This is a genomic window from Paraburkholderia sp. J41 (assembly GCF_905220235.1).
In the GTDB taxonomy this organism is placed as follows: Bacteria; Pseudomonadota; Gammaproteobacteria; order Burkholderiales; family Burkholderiaceae; genus Paraburkholderia.
In genome coordinates this window covers 1-11,446 of the sequence record NZ_CAJMZE010000064.1, presented here as the reverse complement: position 1 = coordinate 11,446, position 11,446 = coordinate 1, and the positions used below count along the sequence as shown (strand labels likewise).

The following is an 11,446-nucleotide window of genomic DNA, read 5'->3' as shown; positions in this document are numbered from 1 at the left end:
GCGACGCTCGATGCGTCGCTTTTTTTCGTCGGCTTGATCCGCAAAGCCAGGACGGCTACGCGGCCGCCCGCCGCCGCGCCATCCACCATGCGACGATCCGCCAGCCCAGCAGCACGAGCATGATCGCGCCGTAGAGCTTGGGCAGCGCCAGATCGTGCTTGCCCGACTTCATCCACCAGAAGTGCAGGATGGCGAGCACGCCCACCGCGTAAATCAGCCGGTGCAGCGCCTGCCAGCGGCGCCCGAGACGGCGCACCATCGCGCGCGTCGAGGTTGCGGCGAGCGGAATCAGCAGCACGAAAGCCGCGAAACCCACGGTGATGAAGGGCCGCTTGCCCACGTCCTTGAGCATCGCCGCGACGTCGAACCATTTGTCGAACCAGATGTAGGTCGTGAAGTGCAGCGCCGCGTAGAAGAACGCGTAAAGCCCGAGCATGCGGCGAAAGCGGATCAGCCAGTTCCAACCCGTCACGCGGCGCAGCGGCGTGAGCGCGAGCGTGATGCAAAGAAACACGAGCGTCCACAGGCCCGTCGAGCGCGTGATGAATTCGATCGGGTTCGCGCCCAGCCGGTCGGTGAAACCGAACAGCACGATGCGCGCGAGCGGATACCACGCGGCCACGAACACCGCCACTTTCGCCCACGGCAGCCAGCGCGCCGATGCCGCATTGGCGGCGCCGGGCGCTCTTGCGCTTTTCGTGCCTTTCGCGCCTTTCGCGCTTTTTCCGCCTTTCGCATCTTCCGCGGCCCGCTCCGCGCCGCGCGCCGGCGTTGTCGTTTCCATCGTTCGCTCCTTCGCGCTCGCGCCTAGAAGTTCTTGCGCAGATCCATGCCCTGATACATCGACGCCACGAGATCGCCGTAGCCGTTGAACATCAGCGTCTTGCGCTTGGGCGTGAAAAAGCCGTCCTCGCCGATGCGCCGCTCGGTCGCCTGGCTCCAGCGCGGGTGATCGACATTCGGGTTCACGTTCGAATAAAAGCCGTATTCGTTGGGCGCGTACTTGTTCCAGCTCGTGGGCGGCTGGCTCGACAGGAAGCGGATCTTCACCAGCGACTTCGCGCTCTTGAAGCCGTATTTCCAGGGCACGACCACGCGCACCGGCGCGCCGTTCTGATTCGGCAACACCTGGCCGTACAGGCCGACGGTGAGCAGCGTGAGCGGATTCATCGCCTCGTCCATGCGCAGGCCTTCGCTGTACGGCCAGTCGAGAATCGGCTCGGCGAGGCCCGGCATCTGCGAAGGATCGGCGAGCGTCACGAATTGCACGTAGCGCGCGTTGCCCGTGGGCTGCGCGCGGCGAATCAGTTCGGAGAGCGAAACGCCGACCCACGGAATCACCATCGACCATCCTTCCACGCAGCGGTGGCGATACACGCGCTCCTCGAGCGGCGCGAGCTTGAGGATTTCGTCGATGTCGTAGACCTTCGCGTTCTTCACCTCGCCTTCCACGCTGATCTTCCATGGGCGCGGCCGCAGCGTCTGCGCGTGCTGCGCGGGGTCGCTCTTGTCGGTGCCGAATTCGTAGAAGTTGTTGTAGGTCGTGATGTCCTTGTAGGGCGTGACCTTGTCGAGCGCGACGAACTTCGCGTCGGTCTTCGCGGCCAGCCTTTGCGCCTTCGGGTCGCCGGGCGCGTATTCGGCCAGCGCCCGGCTCGCGGCAAACGGGCCCGCCACGCCGCCGAGCGCGAGCGCGCCCGCCGCCTTCAGCACGCGCCGGCGCTGTTCGAACACCTTTTGCGGCGTGATTTCGCTTGCGGCAATGTCGTCGCCGGCGAGCAAGATCCGGCTGCTTCGTCTGACCCACATGATGCGACTCCTGCGTTTCGGGTAAAGGTTCCTGTTTGTGCAAACACCGCGCATGCCCGAAGCTTCCCGGCGCGCGAAAAAAAACCGCCGGTGCGCGAGGCATCCGACGGTTAGTTCGTTGCGCGGGGCGCCGCGGTTACACGCGGCGCCTCAAAGTTTGCCGTAGCTGTGCAGACCCGAAAGGAACATGTTCACGCCGAGGAACGCGAAAGTCGTGACGAGCAGGCCCGTCAGCGCCCACCACGCGGCCACGCCGCCGCGCAAACCTTTCATGAGGCGCATGTGCAGCCATGCCGCGTAATTGAGCCAGACGATCAGCGCCCAGGTTTCCTTCGGGTCCCAGCTCCAGTAGCCGCCCCACGCCTGCGCGGCCCACAGCGCGCCGAGGATCGTGGCGATGGTGAAGAACGCGAAGCCCACGGCGATCGACTTGTACATCACGTCGTCGAGCACTTCCAGCGCGGGCAGGCGGTCCGCCAGCACGCCGCGCTCCTTCATGATGTACGCCACGCCCACCATCGCCGAAAGCGCGAAGCTGCCGTAGCCGATGAAGTTGGCGGGCACGTGGATCTTCATCCACCAGCTTTGCAGTGCGGGCACGAGCGGCTGGATCTGCTGCGCGTCGCGCGAAATCGAGTACCACATCAGGAAGCCGACGGCCGCGCTGATCACGAGCAGCACGAAGGCGCCGAGCGCGCGCGTGCCGTAATGCTTTTCGTAGTACAGATAGAACAGCGCCGTAATGAGGCTGAACAGCACGAACACTTCGTAGAGGTTCGAGATGGGAATGTGTCCCACGTCGGCGCCGATCAGATACGACTCGTACCAGCGCACCATCAGCCCGACAAACCCCATCAGCACGGCCGCCCACGTGAGCTTCGTGCCGATCGCGCCGCCCGTTTCCGAGCGCGAGAGCAGGCCGATCCAGTAGAACAGCGTGGCGAGCACGAACAGCGCGCTCATCCACAGAATGGCCGACTGGCTGGAAAGGAAGTATTTGAGGAAGAATGTCTGGTCGGCGCGGGCGAGATCGCCTTGATAAATCTGGATCGCGCCGATCGAAAGCACGGCGATGCCGGCCATGAGCAGGCGCGCAGGCTTCCACCGCCAGCCGAGCACGACGAGCGCCGGCACCGTGCCGCACAGCACCAGCTTGTCGTAGTAATTCATGTGCGCGTGATAGCGCGAGAGCGCGAAACCGGCGCCCGCCACGAGCGCCAGCGCGAACAGCCAGTCGAGCGCCGTGAGGCGGCGCAGGAACGGGCGTTCGTCGAACAGGGCGTCGGAGTGCAGCGCGGAGAGGTCGTCCGCGCGCGTCGCGGCGGCGCGGTCGGTGCGGCGCGCCTTGGCGGATGAGGAAACCTGAGTCAAGTCCATGGGCTTACCGTTATCGATCGTGAAAGTTCGTCGAACGCGCGATCAGGAAACAGTCGAAACGCGCGCGGATCGCATGAGGTGTTATGGCTCACGGTGGGAGCCGCCGCCATCGCCATGCCCTTCGTTCTCTGCGTGCTCTGCGTGCTCTGCGTATTCTGCGTGCCCTTCGTGTGCCGCCGCTTGCCGCCCGGGGGCCTCGCGAGCCTCGGAGGCCGCGTGCGGCGCGCCCAGCGCGCGGCCGACTGCTTCGCGGGTGCGGGCGAATTCCCGCTCGAAGTCGAGCGTGCGGCGCGCGGTCGACATCGCCATGACGACATCGACGCCGTGGCCCCGCTCCTTCAGCCAGAACCACAGCCGCCGCTCACGCACATAGAACATCGAGAAGATGCCGAGCACGAGCAACAGGCTGCCAAGATACACGACTTTCTTGCCCGGCGCGCGCGTCAACTGAAATACCGAAGCTTGCACCTGCTTGAATGAATCGAGCTGTAGATAGACGGGCGCTCCATACAGGAAACTGTCCGAAATCGCGTTGATCGAGTCTTGCACGAAGCGCGCGGCGTCGGCGTCCGGTTTGAGGTCGGGCTCACCGTTCTGCTCGCGCGCGAGTTGCCACAAATCCCACGTTGCGCCTTCGAGCATGCGCAGCAGCAGGCCCGCGGCCTTTTCCTGCTGGTCCTTGGGCACCGATTTGTCGATGAACGCCGCCACCGCCTGGAAGCCGCCGAGCGAACTGGCCGCGCCCTTCGCAACCGGGCTGGACTGCGACGGATCGGTGCCCGAGAAAAGGGTCAGCACGCGCTCGGCGCTGTCTTCGAGATGCTGCTGGAGGTCGCGGCTCGAATCGGGGACGGAGCGTGCCGCGAAGCGCTTCGCGGCCTGCGCGCGCAGCGCCGGGTCCGCGAACGCGGCGCGCAGCAGCATCCACTCCTTCGGGGTGCCGCCGGCGTCGGCGGGAATGCGCAGGTAGCGGAACGGGTCGTCGGGATTCTCGCGCATGCCCGCGAGGAACATGCGGTCGCCGCCGCCCACGTCCACGGGCAGCATGTAGTTGTTGTACTCGCGAGCCTGGCCGTCCTTGTCGCGCACCTTGTATTGCACGGAAGGCCCGACGTTATGCAGATCGAGCGGCTTCGAGCTTTTCGCGCCCGAACCCAGCCGCTCGTCGAACGCTTCCTTGAGCGTTTGATGCGCGACGCCGCGCACGTCGTTCGCGCCGCTGCCGTTGGAAATATTCTCGACGTTGATGGCGCGGAAATCGGCGAACTCGATGGTCTGACCGTCCACGCCCGGCACGCTTTGGCCCGCGGGCACCGCGAGCGACGCCGAATTGCCGATCGTGCCGCCGAACGCGAAACTCTTCGCGCTCGCGCCGCTCATCGGCCACGCGGTCATCGACATCTGCGAGCCGCCGTCCTGGAAGCTCGATTGATAGATCGACACGCCGTCGTACTCGAACGGCTCGTTCACCTCGATGCGCGCCGGAACGCGCTTGCCCGTCTTGTGATCGATCACGACGATGTCGCTCGCGAACAGCTTGGGCATGCCCGTGGAGTAGTAATCGACAATGAACTTGTTGAGCTGGATCGAGAACGGCAAATCCTGGATCAGCGAGCCGTCGGGCTGATTGAGAATGGCCGTGGAAACGAACTGGCCCTCGGGCACCCACGCGTAGCCGCGGAAGGTGGGATTCGACTGCGAAAGCCGGTGCTCGGGCGCGATGTCGTTGATGACGGCGTTGCTGCGAATGGGCGTCTTGTCGAACAGCCACATCTGGAATTTGATCGGCAGATTGCTGTCGAGCAGGCCGCCGACGCAGATCACCACGATCGCGAGGTGCGCGAAGATGTAGCCGATCTTCGTGAGCGCGCCGCGTTTGGCCGCGATCAAGGTGGCGCCTTCGCTTTCGCGCACCACGAAGCGGTAGCCGAGGCGCGCCGACAGCTTGCCGAGCGTGGCCGCGGTTTCCGCGCGCGTGGCGCCTTCGAGCGCGAATTCGCCCTTGTGATGGAACGCGCGCAGGCTGCCTTCGCGCACCTTGTCCTTCCAGCTTTTCGCGTCGGCGACCATTTTGGGCGCGTTGCGGATCACGCACAGCGAGATCGAAACGACCAGAAAGCCGAGGATGGTCATGAACCACCACGCGCTGTAGACCGTGTAGAGGCTCAGCGAGCGGAAGATGTCGGCCCAGAACGGCCCGAACTGGTTGACGTAGTTGGGATACGGGTCGTCCTGCGTGAGCACCGTGCCGATGATGCTCGCGATCGCAAGCACGACGAGCAATGCAATCGCGAAACGCATCGAGCTGATCAGCTCGACCGCGCTTTTCACCGCCCTCTGGCGAACCTTCAACTGCAAACCCTGCGTGGTGACGCTCATTCACACTCCACTTTTCGCCGCATTGCGCTGCGCGCGCGTGATTGTCGCAGCTTGACGTGTGACACGCTGTGTCACGACGGCATTTTCCGCGCACGATAGCAAAAAAGGGTGCGGGTCCGTCGCCAAAAACGCGACGCCCTCACCCTTTTTCTTGTTGTGTTCCACGAGCCGCCACGCCCGCCTGGTGGACATTGCGCCGGTTCGCGCCGCGCTCAGTGCAGCCCGGCGGCGTAATCGGCGACGGCCTTGATTTCGTCGTCCGAGAGCCGGTGCGCGATCATGCGCATCGGGTCGTTGTTGTTGCGCGTGCCCTGCTGAAACGCATTGAGCTGCGCGACGATGTATTCCGACCATTGGCCCGACAGGCGCGGATACTGGATCGGAATGCCCTGGCCCGTGGGCCCGTGGCACGACGCGCAAGCCGGCACGCCCTTGTCGGCGACGCCCGCGCGCCAGATCGTCTGGCCCAGCGCCACGGTTTTCGCGTCGTGCGCGTAGCCGGGCTTGGGCGCCTGCGAAGCGAACCACGCGGACACGTTGATCATATCCTGATCGGACAGTGCGGCCGCGAAACCCGCCATGACCGGATTGGCGCGCGCGGCGGGCTTGCCGCCGGGCTGAGGCTTGAAATCCTTGAGTTGCTTGACCAGATAGGCGGCGTGCTGGCCGGCGAGCTTCGGATACGCGCCGCCCGTGCTGTTGCCGTCGGCCGCGTGGCATGCGGCGCACACCTGCGCGGCGATCGCCTGCCCGCGCGCTACGTCGGGCTTGGCCGGCGTTCCCTGATCCGCCGCTTTCGCGCCCGCCGCCATCGTCAATACACTTGCTGTCAGACCTGCCGCTATCGCAAATTCGAGTACCTTCAAGGACTTGCCCAGTCGATTCATTCGCGCACCTTGTTTCGTCTTGTGGGAATCAGGTTCTGCAATGGACGACAACGACGGCTCTGCTCGAAAGGCCCGCGCTGGCCTAACCGGTCTTCAGTAAACCGTCGCATTGTACAATAGCGCGCACGGCGCCCCGGCGCCAGTCGGGCCTCTCCCCGATATCCAGGAATTCACCCCGGCCGCTTCCGGGTCCGGCGGGCAAGCCGCCTCCGTGTTTCATATTGTGGTCTTATCCGATGGCCTTCCTGCTGCATCAGTCCCGCTTCTTCACGACGGTCAATCATTTGCGCGATCTGCCCGCCACGGCGCGGCCCGAAGTCGCGTTCGCCGGGCGCTCGAACGCGGGCAAATCCACGGCCATCAACCTGCTGTGCAACCAGAAGCGTCTCGCGTTCGCCTCGAAAACGCCGGGCCGCACGCAGCACATCAACTATTTTGCCGTCGGTCCCGAAGACGAACCGGCCGGTTATCTCGTCGATTTGCCGGGCTACGGTTACGCCGAAGTGCCGGAAGCCGCGAAGGCGCACTGGGAGCAACTGCTCTCGCTGTATCTGCAATCGCGCGCGCAACTCGCCGGCCTGATCCTGATGATGGACGCGCGCCGTCCCTTCACGGAACTGGACCGGCGCATGGTCGAGTGGTTCGGATCGACTGGCAAGCCGATCCACGCGCTGCTCACGAAATGCGACAAATTGACGCGACAAGAAAGCGTGCTTTCGCTGCGCACGGCGAACAAGGCGTTCGACGAGTACCGCAAGCAGGGCTATGAGGGCAAGTTGAGCGCGCAGTTGTTTTCCGCGCTCAAACGCGTCGGGCTGGACGAAGCGCATGCGGTGATCGAAGGCTGGATCGCGCCGAAAGCCACCGCCGGCGAAGCGGCCGCGCCCGCCGAATGAGCTAACCGGCGCGAGTTCCGGACATCGCCGAAAACGCCGCGCTGTTGGGCATTGCGCCCGTTTCGTCGCGTTTCGTCGCGTTCGTTGCGTTTCGTCCCGGCTTTTTTTGAGCGCGCGCGGCGCTTCGGAGCTGTTCGCCTAGGCGCGCGCTCGCAGACCACGCCGCGAAATTCCGCACGCTCTTTGCCGCGAGAACCGGCGCTTCATGCGCGCCGCATCGGCACGGCTATCGCCTGCGCCCAGAAAAAAACCCGCCGCGATTTGCCGGCGGGTTAAACAGCCTTATCGAAAAACGACAGGCACCCGCTCAGGGAGGAGAAGCGGGGAGTTCGGCGCCAGGCGCCTCGCTCGATCGGTATGATATACCATTGTCCCGAAAAGTTTCCTGTGCCACGGGACGCCCTCCGTCTCCCTTATCGCCGACATGAGCTTCTATCCGCATCATCGTCCGCGCCGCATGCGCCGCGACGACTTCTCGCGCCGCCTGATGCGCGAAAACATTCTCACCACCAACGACCTGATCTATCCCGTGTTCGTCACGGACGGTCACAACGCCCGCGAAGCCGTGCCGTCGATGCCCGGCGTCGAGCGCGTTTCCATCGACCTGTTGATGGGCGTGGCCGAGCAGTGCGTCGAGCTGGGCATTCCCGTGCTGTCGCTTTTTCCGGTTGTCGACCCGGCGCTCAAGACGCCCGACGGCATCGAGGCGACCAACCCCGACGGCGTGATTCCGCGCGCCGTGCGCGAGCTGAAAAAGCGCTTCCCCGAGCTGGGCGTGCTCTGCGACGTGGCGCTCGACCCGTACACGAGCCACGGCCAGGACGGCGTGCTCGACGAGAACGGTTACGTCATCAACGACGAAACGATCGAGATTCTCGTGGCGCAGGCGCGCACGCAGGCTGAAGCGGGCGTCGATATCGTCGCGCCTTCGGACATGATGGACGGCCGCATCGGCGCGCTGCGCGAGATGCTCGAAAGCGAAAATCATATTCACACGCGCATCATGGCGTACTCGGCCAAGTACGCTTCGGCGTTCTACGGTCCGTTCCGCGACGCCGTGGGCTCGGCGACGAATCTGGGCAAGAGCAACAAGATGACGTACCAGATGGACCCGGCCAACAGCGACGAAGCGTTGCGCGAAACGCGCCTCGACATCGAGGAAGGCGCCGACATGGTGATGGTCAAGCCGGGCATGCCGTACCTCGACATCCTGCGCCGCGTGAAGGACGAGTTCCGCTTTCCGACCTACGTGTACCAGGTGAGCGGCGAATACGCGATGATCAAGGCGGCCGCGCAAAACGGCTGGCTCGATCACGACAAGGTGATGATGGAATCGTTGCTCGCGTTCAAGCGCGCGGGTGCCGACGGCATTCTGACCTACTTCGCGCTGGACGCCGCGCGTATCCTGCGCGCGCAGAAGTAAGGGACGGCGGCGCGTCTCGGTGCGCGTCTTGTTGCGCGTCCCTGTGTGCGCCTTTGTGCGCGGCGCACGACGCGGTGAATCGCGCGATGCATGAAAAAGGCACGCCAATCAGCGTGCCTTTTTTACGTCTCGCGTTCCGTTCAATTCATGACACGGCGGGCTTCACGGCATCGAGCCGCGCGAGGAAGCGGTCGGCGTTTTCGTAGCCCACCACGCGTAGCACTTCGTGCCCGTTCGTATCGAAGAAGATGATGCCGGGCGGCCCGAACAGGCCGAAGCGCTTGAGCAGCGCCTGATCGTCGGTATCGTTCGCGGTGACGTCGGCGCGCAGCAAGCCTAGTTGCGCGAGGCGCGCCTGCACGCGCGGATCGCTGAACGTGAACTTCTCCATTTCCTTGCAGCTCACGCACCAGTCGGCGTAGAAGTCGAGCATCGACGGCTTGCCCGCCGTATTGGCCGTGGCGAGCGCCGCGTCGAGTTGCGCGGACGAGCGCACCGGCGCGAAGCTCAGCGCGCCCGCCGCGTTCGTTGGCGCGGCGGCGTTCGTCGACGTATCGGCCGCATTCGGCCCGCTCATCCGCGAAGCCAGCACGCCGAGCGGGCGCAGCGGATCGCTCGAACCCGCCGCAAGCCCGACGATGAGTGTGGCCGCCCAGATTGCGAGCGCCGCGCCGACGCCGCGTCCGAGCCGGCGCCAGATGCCCGGCGCGGCGGCGTTCGCCCCGGTCGCGGGCGAAAACAGGCCGAGCGCGGCAGCCGCGAGCAGCAGCCAGAGCGCCGCGAGCAGCATTTGCGCCGTTGCGCCCAGCACGGGCCAGACGATCCACAACGCGGCGGCGAGCAGCGCGACGCCGAAGAACACCTTCACGCCGTCCATCCATACGCCCGCGCGCGGCAGCAACGTGCCCGCGCCGAGGCCCAAAATCATCAGCGGCACACCAAGGCCGATGCCCATCGCGAACAGCGCCGCCCCGCCGAGAACGGCGTTGCCCGTGTGCGCGATGAACGCCAGCACCGCGAACAGCGGCGCGGTCATGCACGCGCCGACCACGAGCGCCGAGAGAGCGCCCATCAACGCAACGGCCGCGAACTTGCCGCCCGAGCGCCCTTGCGACGCGCGCGACGCGCCGTCCTGCCAGCGCTGCGGCAACGCGATGTCGTAGCCAGCGATGAGCGTGAGCGCGAACACGGTGAGCAGCGCCGCGAACGCGCCGAGCACCCACGGATTCTGGAGCCACGCGCCCAGGCTCTGGCCGACCAGCGCGGCCGCGATGCCGAGCACGGTGTAGACGAGCGCCATGCCGAGCACGTAGACGAACGAGAGCGAAAAGCCGCGCAGGCGCGTGACGCGCGCGCCTTCGCCGACGATGATCGCGGAGAGGATCGGGATCATCGGATACGAGCACGGCAACAGGCTCAGCACCATGCCCGCGACGAAGTACAAACCGACGACGGCGAAGAAGCCGCCGCCTTGCAGCAGCGACTGCGCGTAGTCGGCGCTGGTGGCGCGTTCGTACCACGGCTGTCGATCCGCCGGCGCGGCTTGCGCGGCGCCCGGCGCTGCATTTTGCGCGGGCGCCGATTGCGCCGCCTCGGGCTGCGCCGCCGCCAACCGGGCCTCCCTGGGCACCACGCTTTGCCCCGCCGATGCGGCCTGCAACGCCGCGCCGCTCACGTGATAAACGTGCTGCGCCGGCGGATAGCAAATGCCCGCATCGGCGCAACCCTGCGACGTCACCGCAAGATCGAAGGGGCCGCTCGCCTTCGCAACCGGCACGCGGATCGTCAGTTCGTTGCGATAGGTCTCGACGTTCTTGTTGAAGGTCGGATCGAACTTCACGTGCCCCGGCGGAATCTGCGCGTCGCCGAGCGTGGCCGCGCCATTCCTGGCCTCGAAGGCGAAGCGCTCGCGGTACATGTAGTAGCCGTCGGCGATCTTGAAATGCACGTCCACCACGCCCGGCTCCTCGCTCGCGCTGAACGAGAACGCCTGGTCGGGCGGCAGGAAATCGGTGTCGTCGGCGCGCGCGGCGGCCGGGCCGAACAGCATCGACAGCGCACAGCAAACGAGGACGATGAAGCCGATGAGCGGGCGGAAAGCCGCGCCGGGAAGCGCGCAGGCAAGTGAAGCGTGCGGCGCGGCAGGCCAACGCCGATCGAAGCGATTAGACATGAAGGGGACGTTGAGTCTCGGCATTGACCCACTGTCCATAGGCGTTCGACGCCGTGACTTGCCACGAGAGAACCTCGGGCGTTTCGTAGGGATGCTCGGTCTGGATGAACTGTTCGAGCTCGGCCGCACGCGCGAGACTCGTCTTGAAAAGCAACTGCACCTCGTCGCCGGACTCGATCTTGCCCTGCCAGTGATACTGCGAATGCACCGCGCCAAGGCGAGTCACGCACGCGGCAAGGCGCTGCGCAAGCGCACCTGAAGCGAGCTTTTCGGCGGCGTCCTCGTCGGGCACCGTGGTCAGCATCAGGGTCACATTGAGGGTCACGACGAACTCCGGCTGAGCGCCCGCGCGCAAGGCTCGCGCGGGCTGCGAGGCAGGACGCTATCCTACCACCGGCGCCGGTCGCCCACGCTCGCGCGCCACGCAAGGCCAACACGCGAGAGCGCGCTTTCATCCACGCAAAATCGGCGCAAAAACAAAAAAGCCAGGCTAGGCCTGGCT

General features: G+C 65.5%; 9 protein-coding genes. 2 read left to right on the top strand and 7 right to left on the bottom strand.

Annotated elements, in window-relative coordinates:
* Positions 1-55: 55 nt before the first annotated feature.
* From msrQ to U5805_RS31195, 5 genes are all read right to left on the bottom strand, one after another.
* Complete coding sequence (gene msrQ, locus U5805_RS31215) at positions 56-784, bottom strand: protein-methionine-sulfoxide reductase heme-binding subunit MsrQ (protein ID WP_322107350.1); 729 nt, start codon at positions 782-784, stop codon at positions 56-58.
* A gap of 23 nt (positions 785-807) precedes the next feature.
* On the bottom strand, positions 808-1,809 hold the full coding sequence (gene msrP, locus U5805_RS31210) for a protein-methionine-sulfoxide reductase catalytic subunit MsrP (protein ID WP_322107349.1): 1,002 nt from the start codon (positions 1,807-1,809) through the stop codon (positions 808-810).
* Between the two features lie 150 nt (positions 1,810-1,959).
* Entirely contained in the window at positions 1,960-3,186 is a 1,227-nt protein-coding gene (gene ccsB, locus U5805_RS31205; protein WP_322107348.1) for a c-type cytochrome biogenesis protein CcsB, read from the bottom strand.
* An 81-nt stretch (positions 3,187-3,267) separates the two neighbouring features.
* Positions 3,268-5,565 carry a cytochrome c biogenesis protein ResB gene (locus U5805_RS31200; RefSeq protein WP_322107347.1) on the bottom strand — a complete coding sequence of 766 codons (2,298 nt, stop codon included), beginning with the start codon at positions 5,563-5,565 and terminating at the stop codon, positions 3,268-3,270.
* A 212-nt stretch (positions 5,566-5,777) separates the two neighbouring features.
* Positions 5,778-6,452 carry a c-type cytochrome gene (locus tag U5805_RS31195; RefSeq protein ID WP_322107346.1) on the bottom strand — a complete coding sequence of 225 codons (675 nt, stop codon included), beginning with the start codon at positions 6,450-6,452 and terminating at the stop codon, positions 5,778-5,780.
* A gap of 236 nt (positions 6,453-6,688) precedes the next feature.
* On the opposite strand from U5805_RS31195, the gene yihA reads away from it, so the two are divergent.
* Positions 6,689-7,348, top strand: a complete 660-nt coding sequence (gene yihA, locus U5805_RS31190; protein ID WP_322107345.1) for a ribosome biogenesis GTP-binding protein YihA/YsxC — start codon at positions 6,689-6,691, stop codon at positions 7,346-7,348.
* A 424-nt stretch (positions 7,349-7,772) separates the two neighbouring features.
* The gene (hemB, locus tag U5805_RS31185) at positions 7,773-8,771 is read left to right on the top strand and encodes a porphobilinogen synthase (protein WP_322107344.1); all 999 of its coding nucleotides are present in this window, start codon (positions 7,773-7,775) and stop codon (positions 8,769-8,771) included.
* Between the two features lie 145 nt (positions 8,772-8,916).
* Here the strand turns inward: hemB and dsbD are convergent, their stop codons facing one another.
* Positions 8,917-10,821 (bottom strand): protein-disulfide reductase DsbD, encoded by a 1,905-nt coding sequence (dsbD, locus tag U5805_RS31180; RefSeq protein WP_415914696.1) that lies wholly within the window; start codon positions 10,819-10,821, stop codon positions 8,917-8,919.
* 115 nt (positions 10,822-10,936) lie between these two features.
* Positions 10,937-11,248, bottom strand: a complete 312-nt coding sequence (cutA, locus tag U5805_RS31175) for a divalent-cation tolerance protein CutA (protein WP_322107351.1) — start codon at positions 11,246-11,248, stop codon at positions 10,937-10,939.
* Between the last annotated feature and the right edge of the window lie 198 nt (positions 11,249-11,446).